We start from the raw sequence: 19,759 nt of genomic DNA on the forward strand, positions 1-19,759 counted from the left end.
CATGGGATCTAAACGTTTAAACTGAACGGTTAGATCATTCCGTAAGTATACTGCGTTTCTCTCCTGCCATCTTTCGGCAATCTCTCCACTGGAATTCAGAATTTTACTCTAAGAGTACAGCGAAATGGCTGACTCAATCTGGGGCAGATGAAATGGCATCGATTTATTCTGTCGCGCCGAGCTGAGAGACATAAATGGCACGGTGATCGCCGACGAGGCGCTCCAACCCCTCAGGCCCGGATGCGGCGCCGAGCCGCGATGGCATAAGCTGTCTGCCACCGAGGTTTCCACCATCGACATAGGACGGAAGATCTTTTCTGGCCCCGAACGGTGCGGGCTCTCGAACCACACCGAGCCGACGCACCAGATTTCATTGTCATTGAATTGCGATTCCAATCAGACTCTGTGAAAACATTGCTCACAGCGTGTGATTTGAACTTTCAAGGCCGGGATCGAATCCCGGCCTTTTCTTTGCGGGAGTGTCGACGTCCCTAAACCGCCTCCTCGGCAAGGAGCGACTTCACCCCAATGCTTCGGTCCCAAGCCACCGCCTCTTCGACGCCTCGAGATGCATCCGCATCGCAGCCTGCGCCATCGGCGGATCGGCATTCTCGAAGGCTGCATAGACGGCTTCATGTTCTTGAAGGGCCGCGTGCCAGCCCTCGCGGCTGTCGAACCGGTTTCTCAGCTGAGCGGAGATCGGACTGTGCCGCTCGTCGAACAGATCGCGCACGATGCGCATGAGCACCGAATTACCAGAGAGGCCCGCAATGGCGAGGTGGAACTGACGGTCCTGGTCGAGCGGATCGCGTCCATCCGTGATGTCAGCCCGCATCCCCTGGATCGTCGCCTGAAGGGAGGCAAGCCCTTCCGGGGTCATACGGGCGCAGGCAAGGGCCGCAACCGTCCCCTCAATGGCCGCCCGTGCCTGCATCAGCTCCGAGGGGCTCTCCCCCATCGCATGCATCGTGCCGGCTGCCGGCTCGACCGGAGCGCAGACATAAACGCCGGACCCGGACCGGATTTCGACGCTGCCATCGATCTCGAGAGCGATGAGAGCTTCCCGGAGCGACGGGCGAGAAACCCCCAGTTGTTGCGCGAGGTCCCGCTCGGCGGGAAGACGTCCTCCAGCCTGAAACTGGCCGGCCTGGATCAGGGCACGAATCTGGTCGGCCACCTGCTGATAGAGACGCCGGGGTTCGATCGATCGGAGGGCAATGGACATGAGCGCGGACCTGCAATTGGCCTGACCATAATTCCACCTCAGACCACTGACAACGCGGATCGAGGCACAATCCGGGACCATTCCTTTTGACTTGACCGATCGTCAACGCCGGCCATATTCCTATTGCTCGCGGATTGGCCTGACCAATTCAAGCCTCAAGCCCTGCGAAGAATGGGGCTCGGGTTCAGAGACAAATTGCAGAGGGAGGAAGCATGCGCAGCGTGACAGCCCATCTCCACCATTGCACCGGCACGCCGGACCGGCCCGAGGCGGCCGAGCGACGGACTGCTTCCTGCCGCGCGACGATCAAGGGCGCGCCATGAAGATCTCCGAGCGTCGCGCCCTCTCCCGCAGCGACCTGTCCCTCACGGTGCTCGGCCTCGGCAGTGCACCGATGGGAGGGCTCTACAGCCCCACGAGCTTCGCGGAGGCCCAAGCCACCACCGAAGCAGCCTGGGCTCATGGCATCCGCTATTTCGATACGGCTCCCTATTACGGCTACACGCGCTCCGAGCGTCGGCTCGGCGCCCTGCTGTGCGACCGCGAGCGGGACGACTATATCCTCAGCACGAAGGCCGGGCGCCTGATGGTGCCCGATGAAACCGTCAGCGCGGAAGAGAACGGCTGGGTGCATCCCCTCCCGTTCCGTCCCGTCTACGACTACACCTACGACGCGATCCTGAAGTCCTTCGAGGACAGCCGGCAGCGCCTCGGCCTGCTCAAGATCGACATCCTCTACATTCACGACATCGGCCGCTACACCCACGGCGACCGGCATGAGCATTACTGGCGCCAGCTGACCGCAGGCGGCGGTTTCCGGGCGCTCCTGGAGCTGCGCGACAGCGGATATGTCACGGCCATCGGGCTGGGAGTCAACGAGGCCGAGGTGGTTCACGATGCCATGGGGGAAGCGGATCTCGATGTCGTCATGCTCGCGGGCCGCTATACGCTGCTGGAGCAGATGAGCCTTCCCTTGCTCGACAGATGCGCCCGCGCTGGAACAGGAATCGTCATTGCCGGCCCGTTCAATTCAGGCATCCTCGCCGGCAACAACAAGTTCGACTACGCGGATGCTCCGCCGGAGGTCGTGCGGCGCGTTCAGGCTCTGAAGGCGGCGTGCGACGCATTCGACGTCCCGCTCCCGGCCGCGGCCTTCCGCTTTCCCCTGGCCCATTCGGCCGTCGTCTCCTGCGTGACGGGAGCCCGCGACGCAGAGCAGCTTCACACCAACGTGGCCTGGTTCGAGCGGTCCATCCCTGAAGAACTCTGGACGGCGCTGAGGAAGGACGGATTGCTGGACGAAGCCGCTCCCCTCCCGCGTGAAGGCGAATAGGCTCCATGCGGATCGATGCTCACCAGCATTTCTGGCTGATGCGCAACCGACAAGGGCAATGGCCTCCGCCGGACCTGGCGGAGATCCATCGTGATTTCGTCCCGCCCGATCTGGAGCTCCTGCTGAACGCATGTGGCATCGGCGGCACGATCCTCGTGCAGTCGCTTCCCAATACGGCCGATACCGACTTCATGCTGGATCTGGCTGACCGGCATCGGTTCATCCTCGGCGTCGTCGGCTGGGTCGATCTCAAGGCGGCCGATGCGGCGAGCCATATTGCCCGGCTCGCGGCCCATCCGAAGCTGAAGAGCCTGCGGCCCATGCTGCAGGATACTCCGGATGTCGACTGGATCGACGATCCGCGTCTCGATCCCGCCATCGCGGCCATGAAGGCAGCTGATCTGTGTTTCGACGCATTGGTGATGCCGCAGCACCTGAGGGCCCTGACGACCTTCGCCAAGCGCCATCCCGATCTTTCTATCGTTATCGATCATGGCGCGAAGCCGCGCATTGCGGCGGGTGAAATCGCTGCATGGCGCGAAGCCATGGTGGGCTTGGCCGCTCTTCCGAACATTCACTGCAAGCTATCGGGCCTCCTGACCGAAGCTGGTGAACGGCGCGATGCGGAAGCGATCAAACCTTACGCCGATGCGCTTCTCGCATTGTTCGGTCCCGAGCGCCTGATCTGGGGCAGCGACTGGCCGGTCCTGAAGCTTGCGGGAACCTACGAGGAGTGGCTCGCCATGTGCCACGCCTTCGTGCCGCACCACCATCACGATGCAGTCTTCGGCCAGAATGCCATCCGCTTCTACAGGCTCGACGGGAGCAAGGAACCTGCATGACGCCGCACACGAAGAGGGCTCGTCCAATCGCGTCTTTTCCCCCGAAGGCGCAGATGACATCGCCTGCGGTCCCGTGCTTAGATCAACCATGGCGCACAGACGCCGCACAGGCGAGAGCCTGACATAGAGGGAGGAACGTCTTGTCACTCCTCGTCCTGCAAGACGTCGGGAAGGAATTCGGCGCCATCCGGGCCCTGTCCCACGTCAATCTCACGATCAGACCCGGTGAGGTCGTCGGCCTGATGGGCGACAACGGCGCCGGCAAATCGACCCTGGTGAAGATCATCGCGGGCAACTTCCCGCCCTCGCACGGCAAGGTTCTGTTCGAGGATCAGGAAGTCCATTTCACGCGGCCGGTCGATGCCCGCTCGGTCGGCATCGAGGTCGTCTATCAGGACCTCGCTCTCGCCGACAACTTGACGGCCGCCGCCAACGTGTTTCTCGGGCGCGAGCTGAGGCGCAAGGTCGGGCCGTTCTCGTTCCTCGACCATGCCGCCATGAACCAGCGCACCGCGGCCCTGTTCCGCGAACTCAAATCGGAGACACGACCCGACGATGTGGTCCGCGCCATGTCGGGTGGCCAGCGGCAGGCGGTGGCGATCGCCCGCACGCGCCTCGCCAAGGCCAAGCTCATCCTCATGGACGAGCCGACGGCGGCCATCTCCGTGCGACAGGTGGCCGAGGTGCTCGACCTCATCCGCCGCCTGAAGGATGCGGGCATCGCCGTGATCCTGATTTCGCACCGTATGCCGGATGTCTTCTCCGTCTGCGAGCGCGTGGTCGTGATGCGGCGCGGGACCAAGGTGGCGGACAAGCCCATCGACCAATCGAGCCCCGAGGAAGTCACCGCGCTGATTACGGGCGCCAAGGAAGCGGCGTGATGAGTGAACTCTCTCCGGCAACCAGTTCCGACGCAAGCGACTTCTCGAATGTGGGCCGGGCGCGCTGGTGGCGTCGCGGTTTCTTCGCGAGCCAGACGGCCTATGTGGCGGTCGCGCTCATCGTCATCATGATCGTGATGTCATTCCTGAGCTCGGCTTTCCTGAGCCCGGGAAACCTCGCCAACGTGGCGAAGAACTTCTCCTTCGTCGGTATCGTGACCTTGGGCGTCACCCTCGTGATCGTCACCGGCGGCATCGACCTCTCCGTCGGCTCGACCATGGCCCTTTCGGCCATCACCTGCGCCATCGTCATGCAGGCCGTGAGCGGCACGTTTCTCGACAACATACCGCTTGCGGGCATGGTGGTCTCGCTCAGTGCGGGCCTCGGCGTGGCGCTGCTGATCGGCCTCGCGAACGGCGTGCTCATCGCCCGTGTCGGCCTCTCTCCCTTCGTGACGACGCTCGGTATGCTGTCGATCGTCCGCGGCCTCGCCTATGCGGTCACCGAAGGACGCGGGCAGGCGCCGACCGGGCCGGACGTGAATCTCTTCTACGACATCACCGACGGCAACATCGCCGGCGTGCCGGTGGCCATCATCTATCTGCTCGTTCTCGCGGCCATCATCGGCATCGTTCTTCACCACACGGCTTTCGGGCGGCACATCTTCGCGCTCGGCGGCAACGAGAAGGCTGCGGCGCTGACGGGCGTCGCGGTCGAGCGGGTCAAGATCGCCGTCTACGTCCTGTCCTCCCTGTCGGCCGGGTTCGCGGGCATCCTGATGGTGGGATGGCTCGGCTCAGCCCCGGCCAATCTCGCGACCGGCTACGAACTAACGATCATCGCCGCGGCAGTCATCGGCGGCGCCAATCTCAGCGGGGGCATCGGAGGGCCAGCGGGCGCGGTCATCGGCGCCCTTCTCATCGAAGTCATCCGCAATGGCCTCGTCCTCGCGGGCATCAACGCCTATTGGCAGATCGTCCTCGTGGGCGGGATCATCATCCTGGCGGTCCTGGTCGACCGCCTGCGGACCCTGCGCATGACATCCTGAACACCGTTGTCGGAGGCCAGCACTGCCTGCCTCCCAAGCGGACACGAAAAGCCGGACGACAGAAGCCGGTCATGAGACCCCATCAATGGGACCGAGAACCAACCAGGAGGAAGACATGATGAAACGCCTGATCCTTGCCGCGGTCGCTGCCGCGGCGCTCACCGCGCCGGCTATGGCGCAGCAGACCTACAAGTTCGCCATCGTTCCGAAGGCGATGAACAATCCCTATTTCGATCTCTCCCGCGACGGATGCATGAAGCGTGCGAAAGAGCTCGGGAATGTCGAATGCATCTACAAGGGGCCGGTCGAGCATGAACCGGCGAGCCAGGCTCAGATCATCCAGGACCTGATCAGCCAGAAGGTCGACGGCATCGCCATCTCCGTCTCCGACGCGGCGGCCGCCGTGCGTGTGATCAAGTCCGCGCGCGACGCGGGCATTCCGGTGATCACATTCGATGCCGATGCCCCGAACTCCGCGCGTCAGGCGCATGTGGGCACCGACAACCGGGCCATGGGCCGCGCCCTCGGCGAGGAGCTTCTGAAGCTGCGTCCGGACGGCGGAAAATACGCCATGGTGTCGGGTGGTCCGGCCGCCGCCAACCTGAAGGAGCGTGTCGAAGGCGTGCGCGATGCGCTGAAAGGCTCCAAGTGGACCGAAGTCTCCGGCTCACCCACCTATTGCAATGACGACCTCGCCCTCGCCGTGCAGCAGATGCAGGACCTCAAGACCGCCAATCCGGATCTCGCCGCCATCGTGCCGGTCGGCGGCTGGCCGATGTTCGTTCCCGAGGCCTACAAGAGCTTCGTCAACAAGAACAAGGAAGCCATGGACCAGGGCAAATTCAGCCTCGTGGTGGCCGATACCCTGAAGGTGCAGCTCGAATTGCTGCGCGACGGTTATGCCAATGCTCTCGTCGGACAGCGTCCCTACGAGATGGGCGAAAAGGCCATGGACATCCTGATGCAGCTCAAGAAAGGCGAGAAGGTCCAGGACATCGTCTATGCGGGCATCGACCGCGTGACGAAGGACAATGTCGCGTCCATGCTCAAATGAGCTGACACTTCAATCACTGGCACACACCCGCGCCCTGGAAAGACCTCTCCAGGGCGCTTCCGTTGAAGCGCACCCCGATGCCTTTCTTGTCTTGGTGGCCAGAGCACATCCTCAAGAATCGGACGTGAGTTCGGACGTACGCCCGATGCCTCACGTTTCCGGTTTGCCGCATCTTCGCGCAAAAGCCGTTTCCTAATATCGCGCTTCGTCCGCTGGCCTGCTTGCTCTGGTGGTCGCCATTTCTGATGCTCCCCGATCTAAACTGAGCTATTGCCCGGCGTGACGCGAAGGTCCGCACACTACATCGGGTGGGCCTCGACTACTCCTTAAGGGCTTGTTCATGGTTGCGAAACGGCCGCAATTCGCAACCATGCTCGACCAGCATTGGTTGGATCCTGAGTGACGGCGAAACCTGAACAATATTGGCTGCTCTAGCCGAGTCGGGGAACCGAAACCGAGTTCGTCCCAAAGCATCGGGACTTCGCATGCCGTTCTCCATGCGTCGCGCCCCCACATGATGTCGCAGAAGCTAAATGCGGCGCTCCCGGTTTGTGTCTAGTCTCATTCACACCGTGAGGATCAAGCTATGGCATACATTGTTGGAGACTTCCGAAACAATCCGCCCCCTCCTCTGAACGGCACTGACAACGAGTCGAACCAGATCTACGGTGATACCGACGGGACGATGTCCCCGCCCGACACACCCGCCAGGGGCGGGAACGACACTCTGACTGGTGGGAGCCTAACCGTCTCGGGTGAGTATATTCCGATCGTCAACAGCCTCTTCGGCGACGCCAGCATCATGACGTACGGCTCCAAGGGCGGCAACGACCATCTCACCGGTGGAGCACACACGGACGACAACTTTCTCTACGGCGACGCCGATATCATGACCTCCTCCAAAGGCGGAAATGACATCCTGACGGGGGGAGCGTTCTCGTTTTTCAACTCGGGTCTCTACGGCGACGCTCGCACCATGACGTCCTCCACAGGCGGGAACGACACCGTCACCGGCGGAGCGCACGCCACCGACAACCGGCTCTACGGCGACGCCTATGACATGGCCCGTTCCAGGGGCGGCGACGATCACCTTACGGGCGGAGAGAACTCTTACGGAAACAGCCTCTTCGGTGATGCCCACGGCATGACTCATTCCAGGGGTGGCGACGACACACTCACGGGCGGGGCAAGCTCAGATTACAACGACCTTACCGGCGACGCCCATGAGATGACTTCATCGAAAGGTGGGAACGACATCCTGACAGGAAGTGAGCGCGCTGCCGGGAACGGGCTTCGGGGCGACGCCTACACCATGATCCGCTCCAAAGGAGGCGACGATCATCTGACCGGCGGGGCGCATTCCTTTTCCAACGTGCTCCTCGGCGATGCCAATGACATGACCTCCTCCAAAGGTGGCAACGACACACTCACGGGTGGCGCACCCTCCGGAGAGAACTTTCTCTACGGCGACGCCATCACCATGAACAAGGGCTCCAAAGGTGGGGATGACCGCCTCGTCAGCGGCGCCAGTGCCGACGATCACATGTGGGGAGACTTCGGAGACTCGGACGGCACCGCCACCGGCGGCGCGGACACGTTCGTCTTCGGCCGCGACAATGGAAACGACGTCATCCACGACTTCCACCGAGGGCGGGACACCATTGAGTTGGACGGCTTTGGCCTCTCTCATATCTCAGACCGCGCATTGGAGCACCTGCCCAACAAAGTGTTCCTTCGTCTTCTGGAGCGCTTCACCGGCGCAACGATCGAGACGGTGGGCAAAGATAGCGTCATCCATTTCGATGACAGCAACAGCGTCACGGTCAAGCATGTCGCGAAGCTAACCGCATCCGATTTCGACTTCACCTAGAGTATCAGTACTGTCGTGGGATCGTCTGATGAACATAGCGAACTCCTTCGAACGATCACACAGGCCGCAAGAGAGAAGAACGGATCGATGGGATGGATCTCGCCTCTCGCCTGACGCTCCCGCAGAATGCAATGACTACGGCGGATCACGTGCTTGAGCGTGTGATCCGCATCAAGAAGGTGACTCAGATAACCCGCTATGCCGTGTTGGACATACGATGCGCGGCCTTTCGTTGTGCAGGCGCAGGACTGCGTTGCCGGGTACGCCGCTTGAGCATTCGGAATTTCAGTCGCCGTACCAAATTGGTGGCGAAGCTTTCGCTGATGTCAGAGCGCTGTGCTGTCGCTCGGTAGAAGTGACATGCCTCGACAATGCCGGCAACCGCACACGCAGTTCCGTGATCCACCTCCTGCTCCAGCAGCTGAATCGCAATTCGCGCCAGCCCAAAAGTGCGGGAGTGGAATCTCCAGTCCGTTGCTCTAACCTCGGCTTGCAGGTCTGGGAACCGCAGACGAGGATCTCAGGGCGCTGGCGGTGTAGACCCCGAGGGCAATCCAGATCAGGCTGAACGCCATGCCGTCGATCCATCCGAAGGCCTCCTCATAGACGAGGACACCGAGGGCGAGCTGGCCGGACGGGGCGAGATATTGCAGGAGACCGATGGTGGAGAGCTTCAGTCTCTGCGCGGCGGCCGCGAACCAGATGAGCGGCAGTGCGGTGCTGAGCCCGGTCAGGATAAGAAGCGCATCCAGGCGCAGGTCGCCCCGGAAGGCCACGGACTGGCCATTCGTGACCACGAACGCGAGATAGCTCAGGGCCAAGGGAGTGAGCAGAAGCGACTCGACGCAGAAGCCGATGAGCGGAGCGACCGGCACGATCTTCCTGACGAGGCCGTAAAAGCCGAAGCTGGAGGCCAGCGCCAGCGCGACCCAGGGCATCTCCCCCGACGAGATGGCGAGCACCAACACGCCGAGCGCGGCAATCACGCAGGCGGCGACCTGCGCCGGGTTCAGCCGCTCCCGCAGGAAGAGAACGCCGAGCACGACGTTCAGAAGCGGATTGATGAAATAACCGAGGCTCGTCTGAACGAGATGCCCGGAATTGACCGCCCAGATGTAGATGAGCCAGTTGATCGCGATGAGACCGGCCGAAAGGCACAGAAGCAGCAGCCGGCGACCGGAAGTCAGCGCCTCGATGAGCTTACGCCATTGCCGACCCGCGAGGATCAGGCCGAGGGCAAACACGCTGGCCCAGACGATCCGGTGAGCGAGAATCTGAAGGGCCGGCACCGCAGACACGAGCTTGAAGTGAAGCGGAACGGCCAGACCCCACATGAAGAACGCCGCCAAGGCATAAAACACCCCGGCCTGTGCCCGCTCTGCCTCCGAAGGCGCTGGTCCTGTTCCCATCTTAACCTCTGGCCTCGCCCGTTTGATGGAGGGCAGGCCTTGCGAGGTCTCCCGCTCGCCACGCTCCTATGTCAATTCGTGGTCACGGGATAGCCCCACCTTGGTGAGACGACAACTGGTCTTCCCCAAAGCGATGCGGCACTCCGCCAAGACGTGTACTCGGATGATGTTGGTAAACGGCCGGGTCGACGGCATGAACCGTCACGCCCGCTTTTGACGCCGATTTTTGGAGGGACACGGCACGCGGCCCGTCACACGACGTCCGGGCCAATAGCCCGGAAGACACGCCTCGAACCTGCGAGGGCTGAACCATTGATTATGAAGTGGTACAGCCGCCCCGGCTCGAACGGGGGACCCCCAGATCCACAATCTGGTGCTCTAACCAACTGAGCTACGGCTGCACGTGAGGCAGGGTGTAATCGCCCGGGCGGGTAATTTCAAGTCCTGTTCTCATTTCAGAATCTGAAATGAGAACGGCGGGCCCGGGAGCCCGCCGTCTCGTATGCTCAAGCTTTGAAGGGCTTACTCGGCGGTGGCGCCGGCGGCCTTGAGGACCGGGGTCCAGCGAGCCACTTCGCTCTCGACGAGCTTCTGCAGGGCTTCCGGGGTCCGTTCGGCGTTGGTCGGGATCACGCCGCCGAGGTCAAGGAGCCGCTTCTTGGTGTTCTCGTCGTCGAGGGACTTCATGAGCGCGTCGCTGAGTTTCTTGACCACGTCCGGCGGGGTGGCCTTGGGGGCGAACACCGCATTCCAGGCGCTGACTTCATACCCGTCGAGGCCGGCCTCCTTGGTGGTCGGCACGTTCGGCAGCACGGGGGAGCGCTCCGGGGTCGCGATGGCGAAGGCCTTGATGTTGTTGCCCTGGATCTGCGGCGCCACGTTGACGATCTGGTCCGTCATGAAGTCGACCGTGTTGGCCATCAGGTCGTTCAGAGCCGGGCCGGTGCCGCGATAAGCGACCATAGTGGGCTTCGCCTTGACCACCGAGTTGAAGAAGATGCCCGTGGAGTGCGAGACGGAGCCCACGCCCGCATGGGCCATGTTCACCTTGTCGCTGTTGGCCTTCAGGTACTCGAGGAAACCCTTCAGGTCGTTGGCCGGAAAGTCCTTCTTGGCCACGATGACGATCGGCGTGCCGGCGGCGAGGCCGATGGGGGCGAAGTCCTTGGTCGGATCGTATTTCAGGTTCGGGTACAAGGCCGGCGCGGCGCCGTGGGTGCCCATATGGCCCATCATGATGGTGTAGCCGTCCGGCTGCGACTGGGCCGCACGGGTGATGCCCGTGGTGCCGCCGGCACCCGCCACGTTTTCGATGACGATCTGCTGGCCGAGGGTACGGCTCATGTGATCGGTGACGATCCGGGCGATCACGTCCGTCGGGCCGCCCGCCGCGAAGGGCACGATCATGGTGATCGGCCGGGTGGGATAACCTTGGGCGTGGGCGCCTGTTGCCGCCAAACCGGCCACGGCCGCAAGGGCCAGTGCGATTGTCTTCATCAGTTTCCTCCCTGGTTTACATTATGGCCTCACATGTGGCGAGGCGGGTTGAAGGCAAGCTACTCCGTGAACACCTCGTCCCTTCCCTTCCGGATGGAAGGCAGGAGCGCGATCACAAGCAGGATAGCCGCGACGGCGAGCAGGCCGGCGCTGATCGGATGATCGATGAAGGTTTCCAGCGACCCGCGCGAGATGATGAGCGCGCGCCTGAGGTTCTCCTCCATCAGCTTGCCGAGCACGAAGCCAAGCAGCATTGGAGCAGGCTCGAAGCCGAGCTTGATCAGCACATAGCCCACGAAACCGAACAGGCCGATGAACATTACGTCGGTCGGCAGAGAGTTGATCGAGTAGATGCCGATGGCGCAGAACATTAGAATCGCCGGGAACATCAGCCGGTAAGGCACCTTCAGGAGGCGCACCCACATCCCGATCATCGGCAGGTTGATGACGAGCAGCATCAGGTTGCCCACCCACATCGAGGCGATCATGCCCCAGAACAGAGTCGGGTTCTTGGTCATCACCTGCGGGCCGGGAATGATGCCGTGGATGGTCATCGCGCCGACCATCAAGGCCATCACGGCATTCGGCGGAATGCCCAGCGTCAGCAGCGGAATGAACGAGGTCTGCGCGCCCGCATTGTTGGCGCTCTCAGGCCCGGCCACGCCCTCGATGGCGCCGCGCCCGAAGCGGCGCGGGTCCTTGGCGAGCTTCTTCTCCAGCGTATAGGAGGCGAACGGCCCGAGCACTGCGCCGTTGCCGGGCAGGATCCCGAGGATCGCGCCGATGATGGTGCCGCGCACCACCGGCTTGTAGGATTGCCGGAAGTCGTCCCGGTTCGGCAGAAGCCGGCCGATGGCCTTGCGCACCACGTCGCGATGCTCGGTCTGATCGAGATTGCGCATGATCTCGGCGATGCCGAAGATGCCCATGGCCAGCACGGCGAAATCGATGCCGTCGGACAGGAACGGCAGGCCGAAGGTCATGCGCTCCTCGCCAGTCTCCAGGTCCGTGCCGACGGTGGACAGGAGCACCCCGACCAGGATCATGGCGATGGCCTTCAGGATCGAGCCCCGCGCCAGCACGACGGCGAAGACTAGGCCCATGACCATGAGCGAGAAATACTCGGTCGGGCCGAAGACCAGGGCGAGGCCCGTGAGCGGCGCGCCGAGCGCCGCGATGACCAGCGTCGCCACCGTGCCGGCGAAGAACGACCCGATGGCCGCGATGCCGAGCGCCACGCCGGCGCGGCCCTGCTTGGCCATCTCGTGGCCGTCCAGCGCCGTCACCACGGAGGTGGCCTCGCCGGGGATGTTGACCAGGATGGCCGTGGTCGAGCCGCCGTACTGGGCGCCGTAATAGATGCCAGCCAGCATGATCAGCGCGCCGGTGGGATCGAGCCCGAAGGTGATCGGCAGCAGCATCGCGATGGTGGCGATGGGACCGACCCCCGGCAGCACGCCGATCAGGGTGCCGACGAGGCAGCCGAGGAAGGCCAGCCCCAGATTCTGCAGACTGAGCGCGACGCCGAAGCCGAGGCTCAGGTTGGAGAAGAAGTCACCCATCAGATCCTCCCGCTGTGGTCGGCGACGTCCACGGGGCCCGAGTATCGGTTACGCGTGGCGAAAAACACCACGATGGCCCCTGCCGTCATGAGGGCCGCGCAGGCGCGCAGCACCGCCTTCTGCGACCAGTCGGCGGGAAAGAGGCTCGTCAGCGCCTGCGGGAAGACCGGGATCGGCAGGTTGAGCAGATCGCCGAACAGCACCATGCAGAAGGGGGTAAGGCTCAGGCCCAGAATGACGAGTTCACGCAGCCGCGCTTCGGGAGTGGCGAACCCGCCGAGGATGATCGCCAGCGGCCCGGCGACCAGCAGGCCGAGGCCGGGAATGGCAAAGGCCCCGAAGGAATAGCCGCGGATGGTCAGGGCAAAGGCCACGATGGCGCCGATGACGAAAACCGGGCCGCGCAGGGTCCAGCGCTCCAGGAGATCGCCTTCCTTGAGGAAGGCGGCGGCGAGCAGGGCCAGGCCGGAAAGCCCGACGCCGATGGCCAGCCAGCGGGGCAGCATGGCCGGCCCCATGGAATTGAGCGTACCCTGGTCCAGATCCCGCGTCAGAAACAGCGCGAGGGCCGCAAGAGCGACCAGGAGAAGACCGCCCGCCAGGCTTTGCGGGGCGCGCACCGGCCCGCGGCTACGCGGCGGCTCGGAGCCTTCGTGAAGAACAGACATAGTCGACCTCCCGGCAGGCGCTGGCGCGCCCAAGATTATTGCGACCGATATGGCCCGAGGCCGCACTTTGGATCAAGCTTACGTTGTCCTGCCGAGAAAGCTTCTCAACAAGACCTGCTTGAATGAACAATCCTCAGGGAAAACGTCTATTGAACTATAGGACAGTCACCCGAACCCTGTGGGAGGTGACTTGATCCCTGGCCTCGTCTTGTCTAGATGGAACCTTGTAGCCAGGCCGGGCCCCTCTGGTCGCTCCTCGAGAACAGGAGCGGCGATGTCGGACTGGATGAAAACCAGGGCGGCCTGGGTTCGTTCAAAAAGACGGTTTTGCCTGCATTTCGGCTCCCGGTCCGAGGAATTCCGGACTGGACCGGCGACAGATGCGTCTTTTTGAGTGTTCGCATGCGCTGTCCCTCAACCGACATATGAGGCACTGCATGTTTGATCTCTCGCAGCTTTTCGGACCCGAAGTCGTCGCCTTCCTGATGGTAATCGGCATCGACCTGGCTCTCGCTGGCGACAATGCCATCGTCATCGGCATGGCCGCGGCTGGCCTTCCCAAGGAACAGCGCAACAAGGCGATTCTCCTCGGCGTCCTCGCTGCCACCGTCCTGCGCATCGCCTTCGCGCTGGTCACGACGCAACTTCTTCAGATCGTGGGCCTTCTGCTCGCCGGCGGCATCCTGCTTCTCTGGGTTTGCTGGAAGATGTGGCGCGAACTGCGCACGACGCATGAGGAAGAAGAGGCCGCCGAGGAGGCCTTGGAAGGCGTTGACCTCGACAAGGACGGCACCATCGCCGGAAAGGCACCCCGCAAGACCTTCGCGCAGGCGGCTTGGCAGATCGTCATTGCCGACGTGTCCATGTCCCTCGACAACGTCCTCGCCGTGGCCGGCGCGGCGCGCGAGCATCCCTACATCCTCGCCTTCGGCCTGCTTCTGTCGATCGCCCTCATGGGCATCGCGGCCTCGTACATCGCCCGCCTGCTCCAGCGCTTCCGCTGGATCGCCTATGTCGGTCTGGCGATCATTCTCTACGTGTCGATCAAGATGATCTACGAAGGCTTCCTCGAGGTGTATCCGCTGATGAACGGCGCCGTCGGCTAAAGCCGACGGACCGATCGCCGAACGACCACGACAAGAGTTTCTCCCGCCTGCGCGAGATCATCTCTTTTCTCCAATTGACGGCGGGGATGCGGAAAGGCAGAGAGCGTGACGCTCATGTCTTCCGGTATCCGCCCTCATTTCTCCGCTGCAGGACTGCGCTACGGCGCCCGCGCGGCGCTGCCCGCCTTTCCCGGCTTCATCATGTTCGCCGTGGCCTTCGGCACGGCGGCCGCCCAGAAGGGATTGTCGCTCGGCGAAACGCTGGGCCTCTCAGCCTTCGTCTATGCGGGAGCCTCCCAGATGGTCGGGCTCGAAATCTGGCAGCAGGCCTGGACGCCTTCGACGATCCTCACGATCATGACCGTCACGGCCATCGTGAACGCGCGCATGATCCTCCTGGGCGCGACCGTGCAGCCCTGGCTCAGGAACGAGCCGCTCGCCCGCACGGTCCTCAACCTGTTCCTGATCACGGAGGCCGGCTGGCTGGTCGGCACCCGCTACCACGGCGAAGGCGGCCGCGATGTCGGCGTGCTTCTGGGATGCGGGATCATCCTCTGGGTGGTCTGGCTCCTTGCAACGCTCAGCGGATTCTTCGCGGGAGCCCTCGTGCCGGATCCGAGGCGGTTCGGCCTCGATCTCGTGATGCCGATCTTCTTCGGCGTCATGCTGGTGCCCTTGTGGAAAGGCGCGAAACCGGCCCTGCCCTGGCTCGTGGCGGGCCTCGTCTCCCTCGTGGTCCATGCCCTCGTGCCCGGCTACGGTTTTATCATCGCCGGCGCTCTGGCCGGAGTCGCGGCCGGAATGCTGATCGAATGAACACGGCCGAGACGATCATCGCGAGCCCGTGGGGCTCGGTTCTCGCCATCGCCGCCATGGCGCTGGTGACATTCCTGTGCCGCATCGCAGGCGTCGTCGTGATGAGCCGGGTGCGGCTCACGCCACGCATCGAGCGGGGACTTCGCGCCCTGCCCGGCTCCATCATCCTGGCGACGATCCTGCCGGTGGTGATCGACAACGGCCTGCCCGCGATCATCGCTCTGACGGCGGCCATCGTGGCGATGGTGGTGACGCGGATCGACATCGTCGGCCTTCTCGCAGGCCTAGGCACCCTCGCGGTCATCAGGGCTTTTGGCTGAGCCCTGCTTGAGCCGCAGGCGGATGCGGTACATCAAACCGTCGCGAATGTTGCGATAGGCGTCGAGCACCTGCTCGCGCGAGCCCTGCGTGATGGTCGGGTCGGGCGTCGGCCAGTATTCCACCTCGGCCGCGATGGTGCGCGTCAGTTCGAGTGCCGCGTGATGGGCTTCCGGCGAGAGGGAGATGATGAGGTCGAAATTCAGCCCCTCCCATTCCTCCAGTTCCTGCAGCGTGCGCGGCTTGTGCTTGGAAGCGTCGATGCCGATCTCGGACAGGATCGACGCCGTGAACCCGTCCGCATCGCTTTTGCGGACACCGGCGGATTGCACATAGATCGACTGGCCGAAGTAATGCCGCGCGATGGCTTCGGCCATGACGGAACGCACCGCATTCATGGCGCAGACGAACAGAACCGAATGGATCCGTTTCGAGCGGGGCTCGTCCAAGCGTCAGCCCCTCCAGTGAAGCGCGAAGATCAATGTGAAGATGCGGCGCGCCGTGTCGAAATCGAGGATCAGCTTGCCGTCCAGGCGCTTCATCAGGAGTTCGGCCGCCTCGTTGTGCAATCCGCGCCGTCCCATGTCGATGGCTTCGATCTGCGCCGGCGAGGCGGAACGGATGGCTTGGTAATAGCTGTCGCAGATCAGCTCGTAGTCGCGGATCGCCTTGCGGAACGGCGTCAGAGACAGGTGATGAGAGACAAGATGGGCGCCGTCCTGTGCCGTGACCTCGAAGCAGAGCTTCTTTTCGACCAACGAAATCCGCAAGGCATAGGGGCCGCCTTCGTAGTTCGGCAGGGCGAAGTGGTTCGCCTCGAGGATATCGTAGATGGCAATCGCCCGCTCATGCTCCTGATCGGGATTGCCGCGGCCGATGGAGGCCTCGTCGAGCGTGACGGCAACCAGCCGGCTCCGCTCCTGCGCTTCGCTCCCCATCCGCCTCCCCTTTATCCTTAAAGGTTCAGGCGGATCGCAACCGACCGCGCATGCCCCTCCAGTCCCTCCGAGCGCCCGAGCGTGATCGCCGCGGGGCCGAGCGCACGCAGCGCGTCCGCGTCGCATTTCAGGATCGAGGTTCGCTTCATGAAGTCAAGCACGCCGAGGCCCGAGGAGAAGCGGGCGGACCGGGCGGTAGGCAGCACGTGGTTGGGGCCGCCGACGTAGTCGCCGATGGCTTCCGGCGTGTGGCTGCCGAGGAAGATCGAGCCCGCGTTGCGGACTTTGGCTGCGAGCTCCTCGGCGTTCTCCGTCTCGATTTCGAGATGCTCGGGGGCAAGCCGATCCACGAGGGGAATGGCATTCTCGAGCCGGTCGATCAGGATGATGGCGCCGTAATCACGCCAGCTCGCCCGGGCGATCTCTGCCTTGGGCAAGGTTTCAAGCTGGCGCTCGACGGCCTTCTCGACCGCATCGGCGAGAGCGGGAGAATCCGTCACGAGGATCGACTGCGCGGCTGGGTCGTGCTCCGCCTGGGCCAGGAGATCGGCGGCGATCCAGTCCGGATTGCCATGCTGGTCCGCCAGGATCAGCACCTCGGAGGGGCCGGCGATCATATCGATGCCGACTTGGCCGAAGACACGACGCTTGGCGGCCGCCACATAGGCATTGCCGGGTCCGACGATCTTGGCGACCGGCTGAACCGCTTCCGTCCCGTAGGCGAGCGCCGCCACTGCCTGCGCGCCGCCGATGCGGAAGACCTCATCGACACCGGCCAGGCGCGCGGCCGCCAGGACGAGCGGGTTCGTCTCCCCCTTCGGCGTCGGCACCACCATGGCGATGCGCGGAACGCCCGCGACCTTCGCCGGGACGGCGTTCATGAGGACCGAGGACGGATAGCTGGCGCGGCCGCCGGGCACATAGAGGCCGACGGATTCGATCGCGGTCCAGCGCCAGCCCAGAGTAACGCCGAGCGGGTCCGTCGACATGGAATCCTGCGGGCGCTGGGCCCGGTGATAGGTCTCGATGCGTTCCTTGGCCAGGGCCAGGGCTTCCAGCGCCTCCTTGGGGCACTGGGCCTCGGCCGCGTCGATCTCGGCATCCGAAACGCGCAGGGTCTCGGGCTGGAGCGCCAACCCGTCGAAGCGATAGGTGAAGTCGATCAGGGCCTCGTCGCCCCGCGCCACCACATCCTCAATGATCGCCCGGACAGCCTGATCCACATCCTCCGACACCTCCCGCTTGGCGGCGAGAAGGGTAGCGAAAGCCAGCGGGAAGGACGGCTCCCGCGCATCGAGCCTCTGCGCCATTACGGGCGCCCCGCCGGTTGAAGCTGTTCCTCGTGCGAAGGGCGGCTTTCGGCAGCCCAGACCGGACCGGTATCTTTCATCTGCATTTCGATGCACTCCAGGTCCACCTGGATGGCTCCACCGTCGGCAAAGATCAAGGTGGCAGTGCCCGATGGGGCATTGGTCTCCTCGAAGGCAATGGCGAGAAGGTTAAGAACAGCATCCTTGTTGGTCTGGTCGATGCCGCGGACGCGGACGCCCGTGACGTTCTCGAAATGCATGCAGGTGAGCCGGCGCTGGGGCCTGTCGGCCTCCCAGTCGTAACGGCGGGTCTGAATGGCGAAACGCCGTTCCTTCGGCAGATAGGCGATATCGCCCACACGCAGCAGGGAATCCTGCAGGTGAGCGGAGATGACGGCAAGATCTTCCGGATCGAAGGCGACAAGTCTCAGGAGGTCCATGGGCCACCAACCTATTGTTGAACTTTAAGGTTTAGGTAGAGAGCCCCCTGCCCTGGCGCAACCTGTCAAGGCCGCTTCTTCTTCCTGGCCTTCGAAAAGAGAAGGGCCGGCATCGATGCCGGCCCTGTCGTTTTAGCCCCTCAGGCGCTCGATCTGAGCGCCGCACCGGGCTAGCTTCGCTTCGAGGGCCTCGAAGCCGCGATCCAGGTGGTAGACCCTGTTGATGGTGGTTTCGCCTTCGGCCACGAGACCCGCGATGACCAGGGACACGGAGGCCCGCAGATCGGTCGCCATGACGGGCGCTCCCTTGAGGCCGGGCACGCCGTCCACATAGGCGCTGTCGCCGTCCAGGCGGATCTGCGCGCCGAGGCGGGCGAGCTCCTGCACGTGCATGAAGCGGTTCTCGAAGATCGTTTCGCGGATGCGGGACGTCCCGTTCGCCCGGGTCATGAGCGCCATGAACTGGGCCTGCAGGTCGGTCGGGAAGCCCGGGAAGGGATCCGTGGTGATGTCGACCGGCTGAATGCCGTTGCCGTTGCGCCGGATGCGGATGCCCCCATGCGTCGGGGATACTTCCGCGCCTGCCTGGCCCAGAACGTCCAGAGCAGCCTGGAGATAATCGGGCCGGGTATTGTCGAGGACGATGTCGCCGCCCGTCATGGCGACCGCCATGGCATAGGTGCCCGTCTCGATCCGGTCCGGCATGACGTCATGGGAAGCGCCGCCGAGGCTGGTCACGCCTTCCACCACGATCTCAGAGGTGCCGGCTCCCTGGATCTTGGCGCCCATCTTGATGAGGCATTCAGCCAGATCCACCACCTCGGGCTCGCGGGCGGCATTGCGAATCACGGTGGTTCCCTGGGCCAGCGTCGCGGCCATCAGGGCCACATGGGTGCCGCCCACCGTCACCTTCGGGAAGTCGATTTCGGAGCCGATCAGCCCCTTCGGCGCCGTCGCCACCACGTAGCCGGCCTCGATCTCGATGGCCGCACCGAGCTTGGCGAGGGCCATGATGAGCAGGTCGACCGGCCGGGTGCCGATGGCGCAGCCGCCGGGCATGGACACCTTGGCATGGCCGAACCGGGCCACCAGGGGAGCAATGACCCAGAAGCTCGCCCGCATGGTCGAGACCAGCTCGTACGGGGCCGTGGTGTCGATGATGTTCTTTCCCGTCAGGCGGATGGTCTGCCCCGTCTCCGAGGACTGGCCGGGCCGGCGGCCGGCGATCGAGTGATCGACGCCGAAATTGCTCATGATCCGCAGGAGGGAAGAGATGTCCGCGAGGCGCGGCACGTTGCCGAGCTCCAGGGTCTCCTCCGTCAGGAGGCTGGCGATCATGAGTGGCAGGGCCGCATTCTTGGCACCTGAAATCGGAATCAAGCCGTTGAGAGGCGCGCCGCCCCGGATGCGAATGCGATCCATCGAATTCCCCTTACAATAT

At 63.6% G+C, this 19,759-nt stretch carries 19 protein-coding genes and 1 tRNA gene; 9 read left to right on the plus strand and 11 right to left on the minus strand.

All coding sequences use genetic code 11. The features are described 5' to 3' along the window. Nucleotides 1–520: 520 nt before the first annotated feature. Nucleotides 521–1,225, minus strand: coding sequence for a FadR/GntR family transcriptional regulator (locus OC446_RS06415; protein ID WP_262028221.1), 705 nt, complete (start codon nt 1,223–1,225; stop codon nt 521–523). A gap of 319 nt (nt 1,226–1,544) precedes the next feature. On the opposite strand from OC446_RS06415, the gene OC446_RS06420 reads away from it, so the two are divergent. The 6 genes from OC446_RS06420 to OC446_RS06445 all read left to right on the plus strand — a co-directional run bounded on the left by OC446_RS06420 (nt 1,545) and on the right by OC446_RS06445 (nt 8,254). Next, nucleotides 1,545–2,558 carry an aldo/keto reductase gene (locus tag OC446_RS06420; RefSeq protein WP_262028222.1) on the plus strand — a complete coding sequence of 338 codons (1,014 nt, stop codon included), beginning with the start codon at nt 1,545–1,547 and terminating at the stop codon, nt 2,556–2,558. A 5-nt stretch (nt 2,559–2,563) separates the two neighbouring features. After that, entirely contained in the window at nt 2,564–3,400 is an 837-nt protein-coding gene (locus OC446_RS06425) for an amidohydrolase family protein (RefSeq protein ID WP_262028223.1), read from the plus strand. A 140-nt stretch (nt 3,401–3,540) separates the two neighbouring features. Then, nucleotides 3,541–4,281 carry an ATP-binding cassette domain-containing protein gene (locus OC446_RS06430; RefSeq protein ID WP_262028224.1) on the plus strand — a complete coding sequence of 247 codons (741 nt, stop codon included), beginning with the start codon at nt 3,541–3,543 and terminating at the stop codon, nt 4,279–4,281. Next, nucleotides 4,281–5,330, plus strand: coding sequence for an ABC transporter permease (locus OC446_RS06435; RefSeq protein WP_262028225.1), 1,050 nt, complete (start codon nt 4,281–4,283; stop codon nt 5,328–5,330). Before OC446_RS06430 ends, OC446_RS06435 begins: the two co-directional genes overlap by 1 nt. A 118-nt stretch (nt 5,331–5,448) precedes the next feature. Continuing rightward, nucleotides 5,449–6,384 carry a sugar-binding protein gene (locus OC446_RS06440; RefSeq protein WP_262028289.1) on the plus strand — a complete coding sequence of 312 codons (936 nt, stop codon included), beginning with the start codon at nt 5,449–5,451 and terminating at the stop codon, nt 6,382–6,384. 586 nt (nt 6,385–6,970) lie between these two features. Continuing rightward, nucleotides 6,971–8,254 (plus strand): hypothetical protein, encoded by a 1,284-nt coding sequence (locus tag OC446_RS06445; RefSeq protein ID WP_262028226.1) that lies wholly within the window; start codon nt 6,971–6,973, stop codon nt 8,252–8,254. A gap of 479 nt (nt 8,255–8,733) precedes the next feature. Here the strand turns inward: OC446_RS06445 and rarD are convergent, their stop codons facing one another. From rarD to OC446_RS06470, 5 genes are all read right to left on the minus strand, one after another. Further along, entirely contained in the window at nt 8,734–9,663 is a 930-nt protein-coding gene (gene rarD / locus OC446_RS06450; RefSeq protein ID WP_262028227.1) for an EamA family transporter RarD, read from the minus strand. A 324-nt stretch (nt 9,664–9,987) separates the two neighbouring features. Continuing rightward, nucleotides 9,988–10,064: transfer RNA gene (locus OC446_RS06455), tRNA-His, on the minus strand. A 121-nt stretch (nt 10,065–10,185) separates the two neighbouring features. Next, nucleotides 10,186–11,160, minus strand: a complete 975-nt coding sequence (locus OC446_RS06460) for a tripartite tricarboxylate transporter substrate-binding protein (protein ID WP_262028228.1) — start codon at nt 11,158–11,160, stop codon at nt 10,186–10,188. A gap of 59 nt (nt 11,161–11,219) precedes the next feature. After that, nucleotides 11,220–12,722 (minus strand): tripartite tricarboxylate transporter permease, encoded by a 1,503-nt coding sequence (locus OC446_RS06465; RefSeq protein ID WP_262028229.1) that lies wholly within the window; start codon nt 12,720–12,722, stop codon nt 11,220–11,222. Further along, nucleotides 12,722–13,390, minus strand: coding sequence for a tripartite tricarboxylate transporter TctB family protein (locus OC446_RS06470; RefSeq protein WP_262028230.1), 669 nt, complete (start codon nt 13,388–13,390; stop codon nt 12,722–12,724). Before OC446_RS06470 ends, OC446_RS06465 begins: the two co-directional genes overlap by 1 nt. A 437-nt stretch (nt 13,391–13,827) precedes the next feature. On the opposite strand from OC446_RS06470, the gene OC446_RS06475 reads away from it, so the two are divergent. The 3 genes from OC446_RS06475 to OC446_RS06485 all read left to right on the plus strand — a co-directional run bounded on the left by OC446_RS06475 (nt 13,828) and on the right by OC446_RS06485 (nt 15,632). Next, the gene (locus tag OC446_RS06475; RefSeq protein WP_262028231.1) at nt 13,828–14,496 is read left to right on the plus strand and encodes a TerC family protein; all 669 of its coding nucleotides are present in this window, start codon (nt 13,828–13,830) and stop codon (nt 14,494–14,496) included. A 114-nt stretch (nt 14,497–14,610) separates the two neighbouring features. After that, nucleotides 14,611–15,312: an AzlC family ABC transporter permease gene (locus OC446_RS06480; protein WP_262028290.1), complete on the plus strand. Its 702-nt coding sequence runs from the start codon at nt 14,611–14,613 to the stop codon at nt 15,310–15,312. Beyond that, nucleotides 15,309–15,632 (plus strand): AzlD family protein, encoded by a 324-nt coding sequence (locus tag OC446_RS06485; RefSeq protein ID WP_262028232.1) that lies wholly within the window; start codon nt 15,309–15,311, stop codon nt 15,630–15,632. The genes OC446_RS06480 and OC446_RS06485 overlap by 4 nt, the downstream gene beginning before the upstream one ends. Here the strand turns inward: OC446_RS06485 and OC446_RS06490 are convergent. The 5 genes from OC446_RS06490 to murA all read right to left on the minus strand — a co-directional run bounded on the left by OC446_RS06490 (nt 15,597) and on the right by murA (nt 19,740). After that, on the minus strand, nt 15,597–16,079 hold the full coding sequence (locus tag OC446_RS06490) for a low molecular weight phosphatase family protein (protein ID WP_181051693.1): 483 nt from the start codon (nt 16,077–16,079) through the stop codon (nt 15,597–15,599). The genes OC446_RS06485 and OC446_RS06490 overlap by 36 nt on opposite strands. A 3-nt stretch (nt 16,080–16,082) precedes the next feature. Continuing rightward, complete coding sequence (locus OC446_RS06495) at nt 16,083–16,568, minus strand: UPF0262 family protein (RefSeq protein ID WP_262028233.1); 486 nt, start codon at nt 16,566–16,568, stop codon at nt 16,083–16,085. Between the two features lie 17 nt (nt 16,569–16,585). Next, nucleotides 16,586–17,878 carry a histidinol dehydrogenase gene (gene hisD / locus OC446_RS06500; RefSeq protein ID WP_262028234.1) on the minus strand — a complete coding sequence of 431 codons (1,293 nt, stop codon included), beginning with the start codon at nt 17,876–17,878 and terminating at the stop codon, nt 16,586–16,588. Beyond that, nucleotides 17,878–18,318 carry a DUF2948 family protein gene (locus tag OC446_RS06505; protein ID WP_262028235.1) on the minus strand — a complete coding sequence of 147 codons (441 nt, stop codon included), beginning with the start codon at nt 18,316–18,318 and terminating at the stop codon, nt 17,878–17,880. The genes hisD and OC446_RS06505 overlap by 1 nt, the downstream gene beginning before the upstream one ends. Nucleotides 18,319–18,450: 132 nt before the next feature. Then, the gene (murA, locus tag OC446_RS06510; RefSeq protein WP_262028236.1) at nt 18,451–19,740 is read right to left on the minus strand and encodes a UDP-N-acetylglucosamine 1-carboxyvinyltransferase; all 1,290 of its coding nucleotides are present in this window, start codon (nt 19,738–19,740) and stop codon (nt 18,451–18,453) included. Between the last annotated feature and the right edge of the window lie 19 nt (nt 19,741–19,759).

The sequence above is a fragment of the Microvirga sp. Mcv34 genome, from assembly GCF_024519725.1.
Taxonomy (GTDB): domain Bacteria; phylum Pseudomonadota; class Alphaproteobacteria; order Rhizobiales; family Beijerinckiaceae; genus Microvirga.